At 63.7% G+C, this 16,114-nt stretch carries 14 protein-coding genes and 1 pseudogene; 9 read left to right on the top strand and 6 right to left on the bottom strand.

Annotated features, from left to right (window positions below):
- A partial coding sequence (locus FJW07_RS18680; RefSeq protein ID WP_210239896.1) for a VCBS domain-containing protein occupies positions 1 to 545 on the bottom strand: 545 nt, incomplete at its 3' end.
- 626 nt (positions 546 to 1,171) lie between these two features.
- Positions 1,172 to 2,665, bottom strand: coding sequence for an ATP-binding protein (locus FJW07_RS18685; protein ID WP_140710277.1), 1,494 nt, complete (start codon positions 2,663 to 2,665; stop codon positions 1,172 to 1,174).
- A 239-nt stretch (positions 2,666 to 2,904) separates the two neighbouring features.
- Here FJW07_RS18685 and FJW07_RS18690 point away from each other — a divergent pair, with 239 nt between their 5' ends.
- The gene (locus FJW07_RS18690; protein ID WP_140647915.1) at positions 2,905 to 3,159 is read left to right on the top strand and encodes a hypothetical protein; all 255 of its coding nucleotides are present in this window, start codon (positions 2,905 to 2,907) and stop codon (positions 3,157 to 3,159) included.
- A gap of 259 nt (positions 3,160 to 3,418) precedes the next feature.
- On the opposite strand, the gene FJW07_RS18695 is transcribed toward FJW07_RS18690, so the two are convergent.
- Positions 3,419 to 3,904 (bottom strand): hypothetical protein, encoded by a 486-nt coding sequence (locus tag FJW07_RS18695; protein WP_140647916.1) that lies wholly within the window; start codon positions 3,902 to 3,904, stop codon positions 3,419 to 3,421.
- Positions 3,905 to 4,092: 188 nt separating this feature from the next.
- Between FJW07_RS18695 and FJW07_RS18700 the strand changes: the two are divergent.
- Positions 4,093 to 4,457, top strand: a pseudogene (locus FJW07_RS18700) (RidA family protein).
- Between the two features lie 31 nt (positions 4,458 to 4,488).
- The gene (locus FJW07_RS18705; protein WP_140858122.1) at positions 4,489 to 5,712 is read left to right on the top strand and encodes an amidohydrolase/deacetylase family metallohydrolase; all 1,224 of its coding nucleotides are present in this window, start codon (positions 4,489 to 4,491) and stop codon (positions 5,710 to 5,712) included.
- A 214-nt stretch (positions 5,713 to 5,926) separates the two neighbouring features.
- Here the strand turns inward: FJW07_RS18705 and FJW07_RS18710 are convergent, their stop codons facing one another.
- Together FJW07_RS18710 and FJW07_RS18715 are read right to left on the bottom strand one after the other, a co-directional pair.
- Positions 5,927 to 7,714: an NAD(P)/FAD-dependent oxidoreductase gene (locus FJW07_RS18710; RefSeq protein ID WP_140858123.1), complete on the bottom strand. Its 1,788-nt coding sequence runs from the start codon at positions 7,712 to 7,714 to the stop codon at positions 5,927 to 5,929.
- Positions 7,715 to 7,915: 201 nt separating this feature from the next.
- Entirely contained in the window at positions 7,916 to 8,863 is a 948-nt protein-coding gene (locus FJW07_RS18715; RefSeq protein ID WP_140647920.1) for a MurR/RpiR family transcriptional regulator, read from the bottom strand.
- 277 nt (positions 8,864 to 9,140) lie between these two features.
- Here FJW07_RS18715 and FJW07_RS18720 point away from each other — a divergent pair, with 277 nt between their 5' ends.
- The 5 genes from FJW07_RS18720 to FJW07_RS18745 all read left to right on the top strand — a co-directional run bounded on the left by FJW07_RS18720 (position 9,141) and on the right by FJW07_RS18745 (position 15,090).
- Positions 9,141 to 9,968, top strand: a complete 828-nt coding sequence (locus FJW07_RS18720) for an ABC transporter ATP-binding protein (RefSeq protein ID WP_140858125.1) — start codon at positions 9,141 to 9,143, stop codon at positions 9,966 to 9,968.
- Positions 9,965 to 10,816 carry an ABC transporter permease gene (locus FJW07_RS18725; protein ID WP_140858127.1) on the top strand — a complete coding sequence of 284 codons (852 nt, stop codon included), beginning with the start codon at positions 9,965 to 9,967 and terminating at the stop codon, positions 10,814 to 10,816. The genes FJW07_RS18720 and FJW07_RS18725 overlap by 4 nt, the downstream gene beginning before the upstream one ends.
- Before the next feature lie 64 nt (positions 10,817 to 10,880).
- Positions 10,881 to 12,053 (top strand): ABC transporter substrate-binding protein, encoded by a 1,173-nt coding sequence (locus tag FJW07_RS18730; protein WP_140858129.1) that lies wholly within the window; start codon positions 10,881 to 10,883, stop codon positions 12,051 to 12,053.
- A gap of 318 nt (positions 12,054 to 12,371) precedes the next feature.
- On the top strand, positions 12,372 to 13,463 hold the full coding sequence (locus tag FJW07_RS18740; protein ID WP_140858131.1) for a Gfo/Idh/MocA family oxidoreductase: 1,092 nt from the start codon (positions 12,372 to 12,374) through the stop codon (positions 13,461 to 13,463).
- Between the two features lie 184 nt (positions 13,464 to 13,647).
- The gene (locus FJW07_RS18745) at positions 13,648 to 15,090 is read left to right on the top strand and encodes an amidase (RefSeq protein WP_140858133.1); all 1,443 of its coding nucleotides are present in this window, start codon (positions 13,648 to 13,650) and stop codon (positions 15,088 to 15,090) included.
- On the opposite strand, the gene FJW07_RS18750 is transcribed toward FJW07_RS18745, so the two are convergent.
- Complete coding sequence (locus FJW07_RS18750) at positions 15,085 to 15,615, bottom strand: hypothetical protein (protein ID WP_140786110.1); 531 nt, start codon at positions 15,613 to 15,615, stop codon at positions 15,085 to 15,087. The genes FJW07_RS18745 and FJW07_RS18750 overlap by 6 nt on opposite strands.
- A gap of 407 nt (positions 15,616 to 16,022) precedes the next feature.
- Between FJW07_RS18750 and FJW07_RS18760 the strand changes: the two genes are divergently transcribed.
- Complete coding sequence (locus FJW07_RS18760) at positions 16,023 to 16,112, top strand: K(+)-transporting ATPase subunit F (RefSeq protein ID WP_036257910.1); 90 nt, start codon at positions 16,023 to 16,025, stop codon at positions 16,110 to 16,112.
- Positions 16,113 to 16,114 lie beyond the last annotated feature (2 nt).

The following is a 16,114-nucleotide window of genomic DNA, read 5'->3' on the forward strand; positions in this document are numbered from 1 at the left end:
GTCAGCGTCGGACTGGCGCTGTCCTCGGTCACATCGGCCACCGTCGGGGTGCCGATCACCGCCGCGTCGTTGACGCCATTGATCACAACCGTCAGCGTTGCGACACTGAGCGTGCCGTTCGACATCTTGATCGTGTACTGAAACGTGTCAGTGAAGGTCTGGTTGGCGCCCAGCGCCTGGATTTCAGCGCTCAGGCTACTCGCGTCATAGTGAATCTTTCCGTCGGTCCCAATCCAGATTGTCGCACCCTTTTGGGTCGTTTCGGTCGCAGCGGAGACAGACGAAACAGATACATCCTGTATCAGGAGATCCTTGTTATAATCGGCGAAGGCCTTGTTGGTGACTGTGATGCTGGCCCCTCCGTCGTCGTTCTTGGTGCCGTCATCCACCGAATAGATCGTCGTCTTGGTCCCGCCACCGCTTGCCGCAAGCACGTCGAACGTGAACTGAAGGCTGCCGTCCTCTGTGCCGGATTGAGTCAGATCGGCTGCCGCGCCCGAATTCGAAAACGTGACGGTCGAGCCCGAAACTGTTGTGGTCGCCATTGCCAATTTCCCCCTGTGATCCCTTGCGAACAATGGAAGTGTTCGCCCCAACGGTTACTGCTGATCCTGGTGCAGACGACGCAAGCGGATGCTTCCGCCTGCGGCGGTTGGTCAGGACCAAGCCACTCTGATTGAACGTAAAGACTTCTCTCGCCGAGAGACAAAACCCCACCCCAGAGCGCTTGCACGCTCGCACCCAACATTCCTAGCTGGCGTGCCCCCCTCGGTCGCCGCAATCGCGGGACAAGCATACCTATATTCAGGTATATTAGCTTTTTACGATTTGGAAACCATAACGGAATATATATTGCCGCGTAATGTTAACGATTCATTAGACATTTAACGAATCTGCCACCCCATCGATTGATGCCTGTGTCTGCCAAAGTGGACTGCGATTTGGAGGGAATGATATGCATCAAAACAAAGACTTAAAGTGCGCGGCCCGAGTCCGTTTCGGCGCAGCGTGCTTTGATGGCGCAGCGTTGACTTCGCCATCGCTCGGTCGCTGGCATTTCTGTTGGAAATTTTATCGGAACATGTAGCGCTGCGTGCAACCGACAAAGCAGGCTGGCCGTCAACCAATGGCGCAAAGGCCGCCAGAGCCAGGTCGCCAGCGTCTTCCGATGTCAGCCAGCCAGGCTGGCTTGCTCTGCGGCATTCGGGTCGCCCGGCGCGGTCGCCCAGGCGAGTTCGACCAGCGTCACCGTGCGCCGGCCGACGCCGTCGACCTGGCAGACGATGAGGCCTTGCTCCTCGATATAGTCGAGCAGCCGGCGCGCGCGGCGCAGCGAATGCGAGCCGTAGGCTCGCGCGATCGCCGCGTCGCTCGGACATGGCCAGCCTTCCTTGGCGGCGCGGGCGATCATCATGAACACGCCCTGCATATCCTCGGGCAGCAGCGAAGCGCGCACGGAAACGTCGCGCCAGGCGTCGTCCTCGGCCATGTCGGAGCCGACGCCCGCACGCGCCCGCGTCAGCATGCGGCGGAATTCCGAAAGGTCAGGCACGACCGAAGCGAGCCCCTCGATGCGGCAGCGAACGACGAACTCCTGGTAGAGCACGCCGATGAGGCGGAACCCGGCATCCGGCTCGGCCAGGATGGCGCGCAGGATGCGGTCCAACCGCTCGCGCCGCTCGGCGAGGTCCTCGGCGCTGGGCTGCGGTTCCGCCGGCTCGGGGCGGATGTCCAGCGGCGCGGCCTTGGCCGCCATCAGCTGGTCGAGCAGATCGGGCGAAGGCCGCCGTTGCGGCCTGACCGTCTCCGGCGGCGGCGCCGCGAGGATGATCGAGCGCGCATCTTCCAGCATCGCTTCCGGCAGCGGCATCAGCCGCGGCGTGCCGTTGCGCGGGCTGGTTTCGGTCTGGCCGATGCGCACGCTGAGCGGACGGCGCGACAAAGCCGGACCGAGCGCCATGAAATGCCCGCGCTCCAGGTCGCGGAAAGCTTCGGCCTGGCGCCGCTCCATGCCGAGCAGGTCGGCGGCGCGCGCCATGTCGATGTCGAGGAAGGTCCGGCCCATCAGAAAGTTGGAGGCCTCCGCCGCGACGTTCTTGGCGAGCTTCGCCAGCCGCTGCGTGGCGATGATGCCGGCAAGCCCGCGCTTGCGGCCGCGACACATCAGATTGGTCATGGCGCCCAGCGAGAGCTTGCGTGCCTCGTCCGAAACCTCGCCGGCGGCGGCGGGCGCGAAGAGCTGCGCCTCGTCGACGACCACGAGCATCGGATACCAATGGTCGCGCGCGACCTCGAACAGCCCGCCCAAGAATGCCGCGGCACGCCGCATCTGGTTCTCGGCATCGAGCCCTTCGAGGTTGAGCACCGTCGAGACGCGATGGATGCGCGCCCGCTCGCCCGCCGCCTGCAGGCCGCGCTCGGTATGCTCCTCCGCGTCGATCACCAGATGGCCATAGCGTTCGCCCAGAGACACGAAGTCGCCTTCGGGATCGATGATCGTCTGCTGCACCCAGGGCGCGCTCTGTTCGAGCAACCGGCGCAGCAGATGCGACTTGCCGGAGCCCGAATTGCCCTGCACCAGCAGGCGGGTCGCCAACAACTCCTCCAGGTCGAGGGCCGCCGGCGCGCCCGCCGTCGTCTGCCCCATCTCGATTGCAACCGTCATGTCTCGACTCGGATCGTCTCCCTGCGCGCGACGGGCTTACCAACCTGAGCGCGGTGCGTCGAGCATGGGTCGCAGCCGTCGGCTCGGTGTTCCACACCTAAGGGCGGCGTCGGCCCGTCGCTGGCGCGAATGGCGGCAGGCTGTCGCCAGCCACACTGGTCGGACCACCATTTCACTGGCGCAATCCAACCATTGGCGTATCATCTTTTTATGGGAGGGTTCATGGCAGGAGGAGGCCAATGAACGTCGCTGCGGAAGTACCCGTCATGGACCCGACGGTGCAAGACCTTGTTTCGTCTGCTCTTTCGAAATTTCGCGCTGGCGACACCGTCTCGACCCGGGCGATGCTCGACGTCATCCGCCGATCCGACCCGGCCTGCCAAGACAGTGACGACCATCTGATCGAACTGATCGTCATGGCTGCCGTTGGTAAGACCATGGGCGTCGTCTTCGACCACCGCTCCCCGGACGAACGATCGCCGCTTCTGTCATAGGCTGCCGATTGGCCCCAACGTCGTCATCTTGGTGCGTAGCGACACGAAGCGGGAGCGAAGACCCAAGGATCCTGTGCCATTGAGCCTGCCGAAGAATGCCTGCGGTGCCAAAGCCTTCACCGCCGCGACGCCTCGAAGGTCACGGCATAGGATCCTCGGGTCTACGCGGCCGTTCCGCCCTGGATGACGAACTGACCGGCGCTTCGGCTAATCTCCACAATGGTCGATTTTACCAACGCCGGCGCCGTCCGACGGGCCGCTAGCTTCCCAGCGGATGCGGCATATAGCCGACAAAACCGGCGATCTTCCAGCGTCCGCCGACCTTGCGGCAGAAATAGAGCGTCTGCCATTTGAGCCGGTCGACGCCGCCGTCGGCCTTGGCGACCGAGCCGTCGAACTTCTTGTGCAGCACCGCGCGGTCGCCATCGACATCGATGTCGCGCATGTTGGTGACGCGGAACAGCGCCTCGCGCAGCGGTTCGGCGAATTTCGTCGCCGCGGTTTCCTTGGCCTGCCGCAGCCATTCGTCGCGATAGACCTCCAGCCTCGGGAATTGCAGCCTCCAGGCATCGGCATTGTTGAGGAAATGCGCGTGCATGCCGAAGAAGCTTTCGGCGATGAAATCGTCCTCGACCATCGACCAGTCCTGACCGAGGAAAGCATCGATATCGCGCCGCACCAGCATTTCCCAAAGCGCATGGCGGTCGGCATCGCCCTCCGGAAACGGATTCTTGTCTAAGGTCATGCTGGATCTCTCCTCATACGCGCGGCCGGTCGGAGGCGGCGTCGAGCGCAAGATGCTCAGGCTTCTGTAATAAAGCAACATGAGTTTCGAAAAAATGTTGCTTTCCGACATTGCCTCTAGGAGGATCGTGCCGACGAGCGTAGACGGCTATGTGAACGGTCCCGCTCGATCGCCAGGAGGAGGCTCACTTGCCCAAGCAATGCTTTGGAAAATCGCATGTTCCGCTCTCGCCCGCCGTGCGCGCCGGCGATTTCGTCTATGTCTCCGGCCAGGTGCCGGTGGGCAGCGACGGGCTCGTGGTCAAGGGCGGCATCGCCGAACAGACCGAGCAGGTGCTGCAGAACGTCAAGGCGGCGCTGGCGCTCGCCGGCTGCACCATGGACGATGTGGTGAAGACCACCGTCTGGCTGGAGGATGCGCGCGATTTCGGCACGTTCAACACCGTTTATGCAAAGCATTTCCCGCAGGATCCGCCGGCGCGCACACCGTCGAATCCCGCCTGATGATCGACATCAAGATCGAGGTCGAGGCGGTCGCCTACCGGCCGCTCTGATCGCGAACACGCAGCAGCAGGGAGTGCACCGATGCAGTTCGATCTCCTGATCAAGGGCGGGCGCCTCATCGATCCCGCATCGGGCCTGGACGCGCAGCGCGACATCGCCATCGCCGATGGGCGTGTTGCGGCAATCGAGGCTGCCATCGATGCCGAACATGCCACGCAGGTGGTCGACGCCAGGGATTGTATCGTCGCGCCCGGCCTCGTCGATCTGCACAGCCACGTCTATTGGGGCGGAACCTCGCTCGGCGTCGATGCCGACCGGCTCGCCGCCAAGAGCGGCACCACCACCTTCATCGACGCCGGCAGCGCCGGCGCGGGCAATTTCCTCGGCTTTCGCCTTCATGTCATCGAGCGCTCGAAGGTCCGCATCCTCGCTTACGTCAACATCTCCTTCGCCGGCATTTTCGGATTCTCGAACACCGTGTCTGTCGGCGAATGCAGCGACCTCAGGCTTTGCGAGCCGCGCGAGACGGTTGCCGCGGTACGCGAGCACGCCGACGTGGTCGTCGGCGTCAAGGTGCGTTCCGGCAAGCATGCCGGCGGCTCGAGCGGCATCGCTCCGGTGGACCTGGCGTTGGAGGCCGCCGACAAGGCCAGGCTGCCGCTGATGGCGCATATCGACGAGCCGCCGCCGGGCCGCTCGGAAGTGCTGCCCAGGCTGCGCCGCGGCGACATCCTCACCCATTGCTTCCGGCCCTTCCCCAACGCGCCGGTCTTCGCCTCCGGCGCGGTGCGGCCGGACATGCGCCTCGCCCGCGAGCGCGGCGTCATCTTCGACATCGGCCACGGCATGGGCTCCTTCGACTTCGAGGTCGCCAAGGCGATGCTGGCCGAAGGCCTGGCTCCAGACGTGATTTCGAGCGACGTCCATCTCTACTGCGTTGACGGCCCGGCCTTCGACATCCTGGTCTGCATGTCAAAGCTCATGGCGCTCGGCATGCCGCTGGTCGAAGTGTTGCGCGCGGCGACCATGAATCCCGCGCAGGCGATTGCCCGGCCCGAGCTCGGCGCGCTGAAGGTCGGCGGCATCGGCGATGTCGCGGTGCTGAAGTTGCAGCCGGGCCGCTTCACCTTCGTCGACGCTGTCGGAGCGTCACTGGTCGCGGACCAGCGTCTGGTCTCCAACGGCATCGCCATCGGCGGCAAATGGTGGCCGAACGAAGCGCCCGACCACAATGAGACCGAGCGCTTCGAGGCGCCTGCGCACCACACGCATGTGGATGTGGCGGCGAGGCATTTTAGTCGATGATTGGATAATTTCCCCCACGTGGGGGAGATGCCCGGCAGGTTTCGCGGCTTCGCGTTGAGCAGCGCCTTCCCCCACTCCGTCGCTGCTTCGCAGCGCCACCTCTCCCCCCTCCGGAGGGAGAGGAAGGAGCCAGCTGGAATAAGCGCGCGCCTTCCTCTCCCCCGTCGATCGGGGGAGAGGTGTCGAGCGAAGCTCGACGGAGTGGGGGTCGACCTTACCTCGCGTTGCTCGGCTCGCCATAGACAGGCGTCGCGATCCCCTCCATCCGCGCCTTGAGCTGCAGCGCCACATATTTCGAATAGAAGCGCGAGAGCGCCAGGTTGCCGCCGTGGAACCACAGCGCTTCCTGCGCCGTCGGCTTCCACATGTTGCGCAATTCGCCCTGCCACGGACCCGGATCGCCCTTGACGCCGGAGCCCAGCCCCCAGCACGGGCCGACCTTGTCGGCGACCTCGCGCGAGACGATCCCCGCAACCGTCTCGTTCATCGACTGGTAGCCGGTGCAGCAGACGATGGCGTCGACGGCGAGTTCGCTGCCATCCTCGAACAGGATGCCGGACGGCGTCAGCGTCTTGATGCCGACGCCGCTCTGGACCTTGATCTCGCCGTTCAGGATCAGCTCGCATGCGCCGACATCGATGTAATAGCCGGAGCCTGTGCGGTAGGCCTTCATCAGCAGCCCGGTCTCGTCCTCGCCGAAATCGATGGCGAAGCCGCTGTCGCTGAGGCGTTTGTAGAAATCCGCGTCGCGCGCCCGGATCGCGTCGTAGAGCGCGCGCTGGCCCTTCGGCACCAGCGCGAAGGGCGTCGAGGCCACGATCATGTCGGCCTTGTCGGTGGTGATGCCGCGGGCCAGCGCCTTTTCCGAGAAGATCTCGAAGCCGACATCCATCAGCGTGTCGGATTTCACCACGGTCGTCGGCGAACGCTGGACCATGGTGACCTTGGCGCCCGCTTCCCAGAGATCGACGCTGACATCGTGCCCCGAACTTGCAGCGCCGATCACCGCGACGCGCTTGCCGCGGAATTTCTCGCCGGTGGAATACTGGCTGGAATGCAAAAGCTCGCCCTTGAAGCTGTCCGTGCCCGGCAATTCGATCGGCCGCGGCGGACCATAGGCGCCGGTGGCGAAGACGATGTGTTTCGGCTTCAGCGTGACGCGCTGGCCGACGCGGTCGACCACCACCGTCCACACCTTTTCGGCCTCGTCATAGGCAGCGCTGATGCATTTGGTGGCCACCCAATAGTTCAGCTCCATGACGCGGGTATACATTTCCAGCCAGTCGCCCATCTTGTCCTTGGGCGTGAAGACCGGCCAGTTTTCCGGGAATGGAACATAGGGCAGATGGTCGTACCAGACTGGGTCGTGCAGCACGAGCGAGCGATAGCGGTTGCGCCAGGAGTCGCCGGCGCGCGCGTTCTTCTCGATGACAAGGGTCGGAACGCCCAGTTGCCGCAGCCGGGCGCCCAGCATGATGCCGCCCTGCCCGCCGCCGATCACCAGGCAATAGGGTTGCTCGTGCACGCCGAGATCGCGCGCCTCGCGCGCCCTGGCTTCCGCCCAGGTTTCGCGCTTGGGGTCGGCCTTGTGGCGGATGCCGAGCGGCCGGGCCGGGCCTTTCCGCTCTTCGAAACCCTTGAGCTCGCTCATCGCCGTGAACAGCGTGCGGCAGCGGCCGTCCTTGAGCCGCAGAATCCCCTCGCCGCGCGCCACCGTCGTCTCGAAGCTGAACCAGGCTTCGACGATGCCATCGTAGACGCCTGGCTCTCCGGTCAGCCGCCAGTGCGACGGCTGCGCCAGGTGGAGCGTGGCCTTCAGCATCGCGCGGATCGCGGCCTCCCCCTCCATGGTTTTGATGTTCCATGTGAAAGTCAAAAGATCGCGCCAGTAGCAATCCTCCGCGAAAAGACCGATCGCAGCGTCGATGTCGCCGGCCTCGAGCGCCCGGCCGAAAGCGCCGAGCCAGGTTGCCGCCTGTTGCGATGGTGCGATGTCGAGCATTTTTGTTCTTCCCTCCGAATATAATCGAACGACACGGCCACCTTTGTCGACCTTGTCGAAACTCGCCTTGAGGCGGTCGAGATTCAGGTCAGGCCGAGTCGAGAATGGTGGGTTCCGAGAACCGGAGCGGAGCGTACTTAGGTACGTGAACACCGGAAGCGCAGGAAACCGCCATTTGCAGGCCGGCCTCACCTGAATATCTCAATCCCCCAGCGGCTCCATCTCCTTGCCGGTCCGGTGGATCTGGGCGTTGTATTTGATCCGGCGCACCGTTTCGCGCGCCGGGCCGTCGATCCTGTAGGCGGTCGCCACCGCCAGCAGATCGATGGCCGCCAGGAAAGCATAGCGCGACGCCGTCGGCTTCAGCGTGTCGGGATATTCGGGAACAGCCATCGTCAGCCGCACATCGCAGACGCGCGTCAATTCGGTATCCGGCGCCGTCACGCAGATCGCGTTGGCGCGGTAATGCTTGGCGAGCTCCACCGCTTCGATCACCTCGCGCGTGCGCCCCGTTGCCGAAATCGCGATCACCAGATCGCCCGGCTTCAGCGTCGAGGCGGTCATGCGCATCAAATACGGATCGCATTGCGCGCTGATGGTGATGCCGTAGCGGAACAGGCGGTATTGCGTCTCCTGCGCCAGCGCCGACGAACTGCCGCCGAGGCCGAACACCGTCACCTGCCGCGCCTTGGCGATCAGTTCCGCGGCCTTTTGCAACTGTCCCGGATCGATCTGCCGCTCCGCCTCCTGCAGCGCGCGCCGCGCCTCGCCGAACACCGCGTTCCAGAACGGCATGCCGCTGTCGCCGTTCGCGGGTTGCGGCTTGGTGGCGAGATAGAGCGCGCCGACGACAAGGCTCTGCGCCAGCTTCAGCTTGAAATCGCGCACGCCATCGCAGCCGATGGCGCGGCAGAAGCGGGTGACCGTCGGCTCGCTGACCCCGGCGCGCTGGGCAAGCGCGGCGTTGGAAGCGTCGACCGCATATTTGACGTCGTCGAGCACGACGTCGGCGACGCGGCGCTCTGCCGGCCGCAATTCCGCATAACTGTCCTTCACCTGCGAGATGATATCGGGAATGCGCCGGAGATGGTCGTGCCGCTCGTCGTCCTCGTCGGTCGCTCGCAACGCCTGGCTGTCAGCTTCGGTCATTCGCCAAGTCCTCCCCAGCCCGCTTCTGGAACTATCATCTTCGCGATTATCCGCCCGCTGGCCATAGGCAATCAACCGAGACGGAGTATGTAGGAAAGTAACACACACGGCAAGGGATCATAAAATTTATGAAAACCAAACAGTTAGACAAAATCTGATTGGACCTGATTGCATCCGCCATCTGTCGCCGCTTGACAGTAAAGTAGGATAGTTACAGACTGATTTCGTGGACAGATGGGGCCTCCGGCAACGCATCGCGCAGTCTCCGAGGGGGAGCATGAATACGGCAAGCGCAACAACGCCGAAGCTTGGCGTGCAGGCAGCGACCAAGGTCTATCAAACGGCCTCCGGCGATCTTCTGGCGCTGGATCGCTGCAGCCTGGATGTGCGGCCCAACGAGATCGTATCCATCGTCGGCCCCTCCGGCTGCGGCAAGACCACGCTGTTGTGGTCGATGTCGGGCCTGCATCGCCTGACCACGGGGGCGATCCTGCTCGACGGCAAGGAGATCACCGGCCCGCGGCCCGAGATCGGCATCGTCTTCCAGGAAGCGAACCTCCTGCCCTGGCGCAATCTCGACGCCAACATCAACTTCCCTTTCGAGATCAAGGGCGAGAAACCCGATCGCGCCTGGATCGCGCATCTGTTGAACCGCGTCGGACTCGACGGCTTCGGCGGCAAGTTCCCGCGCGAGCTTTCCGGCGGCATGCAGCAGCGCGCCGCGATCGTGCGCGCGCTGGCGCTGAAACCCTCGGTGCTGCTGATGGATGAGCCTTTCGGCGCGCTCGACAGTTTCACCCGCGAGGAGATGAACCACCTCGTCGAGGAGATCTGGCTCGACACCAAGACCACCATCGTCTTCATCACCCACAGCATCGAGGAAGCGATCTTCCTTTCCGACCGCGTGGTGGTGCTGACGACGCGGCCCGGCCGCGTCGCCAAGGTCTACGACGTGCCGTTCCCGCGGCCGCGCTCGCTGGAAATCATGGCGACGAAGGAGGTTTTCGATCTCACCAACAAGATCAAGATGGACATTGTCGGCGAGCGCGTCCGGCCGAGCACGCCGGAGCGGCCGTCGGCCGAAATCGTGAGGATCAGGCCGTGAGCGGGGGCGACGCCATTCCGGAATTCTCCAAGGTGAAGTCAGGCGGCGATGGCCAGGATGTCAGCCTGACCAATCTTTCGGCCTTCGCCAGCGGCCCCGGCATCAAGTCCGGCGCCGAGGTGGCGGCCATCCTCGCCGTCGCGGTGGTGATCGTCGGCGGCATAGAGCTCGCGCTGCGCATCTTCCACGTGCCGCAATACATCATGCCGCCGCCGAGCTCGATCGCCTACGCCTTGTTCGACGAGTTCCCGCTGATCGCGCCGCATCTCGGCTACACGCTGGTCGAGCTCGTCTCGGGCTTCGCCATCGGCGCCATAGTCGGCCTGGTGATGGCGGCGGTGATCACCCAGTTTCCCTTCGCCGAAAAAATCGTCGCGCCCTACATCCTCATCCTCGTCACCACGCCGATGTTGGCGCTGGTGCCGCTGCTCATCCTGCGCTTCGGCTTCGGCTATACGCCGCGCATCATCGCCGTGGCCTTGGCCGCCGGCCCGATGGTGATGATCAACGCCGCGACCGGCTTCCGCCGCGTCGACAGCGCCAAGATCGCTTTGGCCCGCTCCTATGGTGCCAGCACACTGCAGATCTTCTGGAAGATCCGCGCGCCGATGGCGCTGCCGATGATCCTGGTCGGGCTGATGATCGGCGCGATCTTCGGGCTGCTCACCGCCGTCGGCGCCGAGATGGTCGGCGGCGGCTTCGGCCTCGGCAACCGGCTGACCTCCTATTCGTCGATGATCCAGATGCCGCAATTCTTCGCGGTGGTGCTGATCCTCTCGACGCTCGGCATCCTGATCTACGTGCTGTTCTTCCTGATCGGCAAGAAATGGGCGAGCTGGGAAACATAAGCGCGAAAGGACGAGGTCGCCCGGGAGGCGGGCGAAGGCAAGCAATCAACAAAAGGGGAATGCCATGATCAACGAAAGCTCATTCGACACAGCGACAAGAGCGGGCATCAGCCGCCGCTATTTCCTGCAGGTGACGGCGGCCGGCGTCGTGACCGCCACCGCGCTCGGCGCGTCTGGCCTGAAGGCCAGGGCGGCGGCTTATGAGAAATTCACCTGGATCTCGCCGCGCGGCACGCTCGAGGTGCTGGACGACTATCCCTACTGGTCGGCCAAGAAGGCCGGCTATTTCGGCGACCTCGCCACCGACATGCAGCCAGGCCCGTCGGATGGCACCGCGACGGTGAAGTTCGTCGATGTCGGCCAGGCCGACATGGGCTTCCCCTCGCCCGGCGTCTTCTCCTTCGCCATCCAGAACGGCATGAAGCTGAAGTCCGTCTTCCACATGGGCGCGCGCGACACCTTCAGCATCGCCTTCCGCAAGGGCCAGGGCACCAAGAACCTCAAGGATCTCGAAGGCAAGACCATCCTGCTCGGCTCCGCCGCCTGGCAGGCGATCGTCGATCCGCTGCTTGCGGCCCAAGGCGTCGACATCAAGAAGGTGAAATATGTCGAGGCCGGCTGGCCGACCTGGGGCACCGCGCTTGCCGGCGGCCAGGGCGATGCCGCGCTCTCCTGGGAGGGGCTGCGCGCCGAATGGATCGCCAAGGGCCTCGACTTCGAATACTGGCTCGGCGTGCAGAACTCGAAGCTGCCGGCCAACACCTTCGTCGTGCGCGCCGCCGATCTCGAGGACGCCGACAAGAAGGCTTTCCTGGAGAAATATCTGCGTGGCTGGGCGATGGGTCTCGAATTCGGCTACCAGAACCCGCGCGCCGCGGTCGAGGCCGTGTTCGAGCAGTTCCCGACCTTGGCCAAGAACCTCGGCCCCGAACTCGGCACCACCTCGATCCTGCAGCAGATCAACGTCTTCCGCGGCGACATGGACAAGCGTGGCGGCTGGGGCTCGCACGACATGGCGAGCTGGCAGGGCTTCTTCGACGAGATCCTCAAGATCGGCCAGATCACCGCGCCGGTGAAGGCCGAGGACGTCTGCACCAACGACCTGATCCCGGCCGCCAACGACTTCGACAAGGCCAAGGTCAAGGCCGACGCCGACGGCGTGAAGCTGTCGGAAGGCTTTGCCGCGCTCGACGTCGACAAGATCAAGGCGCACCTGTTCGATTCGGCCGTGAAGTAAGGGGGCTGGCTCCTTTCCTCTCCCTCCGGAAGGGGGAGAGGTGGCGCCGCGAAGCGGCGACGGAGTGGGGGAAGGCGTTCGCCAAACGCGTAGCCGCTGCAAGACAGGCACAATCTGGCGCGCAAGAAACCAGGCGCGCGGCGAAGGTCGACCCCCACTCCGTCGAGCTTTGCTCGACACCTCTCCCCCGATCGACGGGGGAGAGGAAGGGGCCGGGTGATGAGCGGCGGCGCTGACCTAAGGTGGTTGTCCCAGATAGGCATACGAGCGGCGATCGATCGCCGCCCATGACTGAATCAAGAAATTAGGGAGGCTGAAATGGCCGACAAAGTTAAAATTCTGGTGGTTGGTCTGGGCAATATGGGCGCCTCGCATGCCAGCGCCTATCACCGCTCCGACGGCTTCGAGATCGTCGGCATCATGAGCCGCAGCATCAAGAGCAACAAGAAGATCCCGAAAGAACTCGCCGGCTACCCGCTCTACGAGGATTTCGACCTGGCGCTGAAGGAGGCCAAGCCGGACGCGGTCTCCATCAACAGCTGGCCGAACACGCACGCCGAATACGCGCTGAAGGCGATCGCCGCCAACTGCCATGTCTTCATGGAAAAGCCGCTGGCCACCAACATCGCGGACGCCGAGAAGGTTGTGGCCGCGGCGCGGGCGAAGTACCGCAAGCTGGTGCTCGGCTACATCCTGCGCGTCCACCCGTCCTGGATCAAATTCATCGAGGTCGGCAAGACGCTCGGCAAGCCGTTGGTGATGCGCCTCAACCTCAACCAGCAGAGCAGCGGCACCGCCTGGCACTGGCACAAGAACCTGATCGATTCGCTGATCCCGATCGTCGACTGCGGCGTGCACTATGTCGACGTCATGTGCCAGCTGACCGGCGCCAAGCCGGTGCGCGTGCACGGCATCGGCGCCAAGCTGTGGGCCGAGGCCGACAAGCAGAATTACGGCCATTTGCACGTCACCTTCGACGACGGCTCGGTCGGCTGGTATGAGGCGGGCTGGGGCCCGATGATGAGCGAGACGGCCTATTTCGTGAAGGACGTGGTCGGTCCCAAGGGCTCCGTCTCGATCGTCGCCGGCCAATCGGGCAGCAGCGCCAAGGACGCCGAGGAGGTGTCTGATTCCGCCGACATCGACCGCCACACCAAGACCGACGCGCTGAAAATCCATTATGCGCAGGTCGACGGCGACAAGAATTTTGCCAAGCCCGACGAGATCGTCAGCATGAAGGACGAACCTGGGCATCAGGAGCTTTGCGACCGCGAGCAGGCCTTCTTCCTGCGCGCCATCCGCGAGGATCTCGATTTGACCGAACAGATGGATGCCGCGGTGAACAGCCTGCGCATCGTGCTGGCGGCCGAGCAGAGCATCGCGGAAAAGCGCACCGTCGAGCTGGCCTAAAGCCGTCGCTCCCTCATCCGGCCGCTTCGCGGCCACCTTCTCCCCTGCGCGGAGAAGAGGTTGGCGCCGACGCCGACAATCTCCTCTCCCAGCGGGGAGAGGTCAGCCGAGCGAAGCGGAGGCTGGGTGAGGGCGAGTCCGGGCCAGTTCTCAGCCGACAGCACTTGCAAGTGGGAGGAAACACATGGTCGCGATCTCGAAAAGCTTGCTCGAAACCTACACCCAGTCCGACGCGCTGGCTCTCGCCGGACTTGTGAAGCGCGGCGAGGTTTCTCCCGCCGAGCTCGTCGAAGCGGCGATCACCATGATCGAGCGCCTCAACCCGGAACTCAACGCGGTCGTCCATCGTCTCTACGACCTGGCGCGCGCCCAGGCGGCGTCGGTTGACAAGAACGCGCCCTTCGCCGGGGTTCCCTATCTGCTCAAGGAGCTCGCTTCGTCCTGGACCGGCGCGCCTCTCACCAATTCCTGCCGCTACCTCAAGGACTTCGTCGCCGATTCCGACAGCGAGGTGGTGCGCCGCATCAAGGCGGCGGGCCTTGTCCTGGTCGGGAAATCCAACGCGCCGGAGAACGGCTGGTCGATCACCACTGAGCCGAAACTCTACGGCACGACGAAGAACCCGTGGAAGGAAGGCGTCACGCCGGGCGGCTCGAGCGGCGGCGCTGCTGCCGCGATTGCCTCGCGCATGGTCCCGATCGCCGAAGCCAGCGACGGCGCCGGCTCGATCCGCGTTCCGGCTTCCTGCTGCGGCATCGTCGGCCTGAAGCCATCGCGCGGCCGCGTCAGCCTGGCGCCCTTCGGCGACTATTGGTATGGCGGCGCCTATTTCCTCTGCTGCTCGCGAACGGTCCGCGACACCGCCGCCTATCTCGACGCGGTGGCCGGCGCCCTGCCCGGCGACGCCTACACGCCGCCGGTGCCGGCGGACAGCTGGCTCAGCCTTTCCGCGCGAGCGCCGAAGAAACTGCGCGTCGGCTTTACCGTCACGCCGCCCAACGGCACGGCGATTGATCCTGACGTCAAGGCAACCGTGCTCTCCACGGTCGCCGCGCTGGAACGTCTCGGCCACGACATCGAGGAGCACGACATGCCGCTCGACGCCGATGCCGTATGGAAGATCTACACCGACATGACCTGCGTGCAGACGGCTGCCACTTTCGGCTTCCTGGAGACGCTGGTCGGCCGCCCCGTCACGCCGAACGATGTCGAACCGTTGACCTGGGCGATCATCCAGCGCGGCCGCGCGACCAGTGGCATCAAGCATATTTCGGATGTCGAGCAGTTGAGGTTGATCGGCCGCGACATCGTCGGCGACCTCAACCCCTATGACATCTTCATCACCCCGACGCTGACGCAACTGCCGCGCCCGCTCGGCTATTACGACATGTCGGAGACCGATCTCGATCGCTACAACGCCAAATGGGGCGACGCGGTCTTCAACTTCCCCTTCAACATCTCCGGCCTGCCGGCGATCTCGCTGCCGCTCGGGCAGTCGGCCGGCGGCGTGCCGATCGGCGTCCAGCTCGTCGGCCGCTATGGCGACGAGGCGACGGTGTTGGCGCTTTCCACGCAGTTGGAAGGGGAGATGCCGTGGAAGGATCGGCGGCCGGGAACTGGATTATAATCCACCACCTGAGAGCGGCGGTTCTGACGACTGCTCGGGCTCACGACTTAACGCCTGGAGCCGATAGACGTTCAGGGTTTCGACCATCTGCTCGGCCGACAACGGCCATATACCGGGTAACAAGGCTTTAGCTCCCAGTTTTTTGCTGATCCGCGTAAGCGGTGAAGCGGTTTTAGCCCCCGGTCGAAAATTGTAAGCAACTGCCTGGTTGCCTTTGGGTAAGTTATGGACAAAGAAGCCGTCAATGTCTGCCCAAAGAACTTGCTTCTGTGAACGGACTAGTCCGCCGCATAGAGTAAATCCGCAGCTATTCAGCCGCAGCGATTGTGGACGGATTATCAGCCAGCCGAACAGAGGTAAGCACAACCCAAAGAGAACCAGTCCAAGCTCGGTTAGGACACGTTCGAAATCGGTATCCGGCACAATCGTTGCACCGGCCCAGAAGAGAGCCAAGCTTCCAACAAGATACAGCACAGCTTTGCCTCTGGATCCACTTATGATCTTGGGTTCAAAGATCTCGCTCACTTCCTCGCCTTCCGCTGCAGGTATGTCGATTGACCCGGTCTTCAGAATTTCACGGACTAAACCACCATATAAGTTTACGGCGCCTATTCAGCAGGTTGGATAACGCGGTCGCCGCCCGCTCAAAACCCCTATAAAATTCCTATATCTTTCCCATCCCTCCCGTCTCGAACCTTTATGGCGATCGGGTCCATATTTCCATTCGAAGAAACGCTGTGAACCGCCGTCGCCGCCAAGGTGACGAGCGCGTGCGTGCAGTTTTCAGCCCGCCTATGCGGTCTGTGGACACAAGTGGAAAACAAGGAACAGCTGCAATGGACCTCATAGTTCTCGGGATCGGGGTTTTATTCTTCGCCCTGTCCTTAGCCTACGTCAAAGCCTGCGACAGAATCTGAGAAAGGGGCCGTACCATGCTTTTCGACTACATCCTCGGCGGCGCGGTGACCTTGTTCCTGCTTGCCTACCTCACCTACGCGCTGATCCGCCCAGAGCGCTTCTGACC

The sequence above is a fragment of the Mesorhizobium sp. B3-1-9 genome, from assembly GCF_006439595.1.
Lineage (GTDB): Bacteria > Pseudomonadota > Alphaproteobacteria > Rhizobiales > Rhizobiaceae > Mesorhizobium.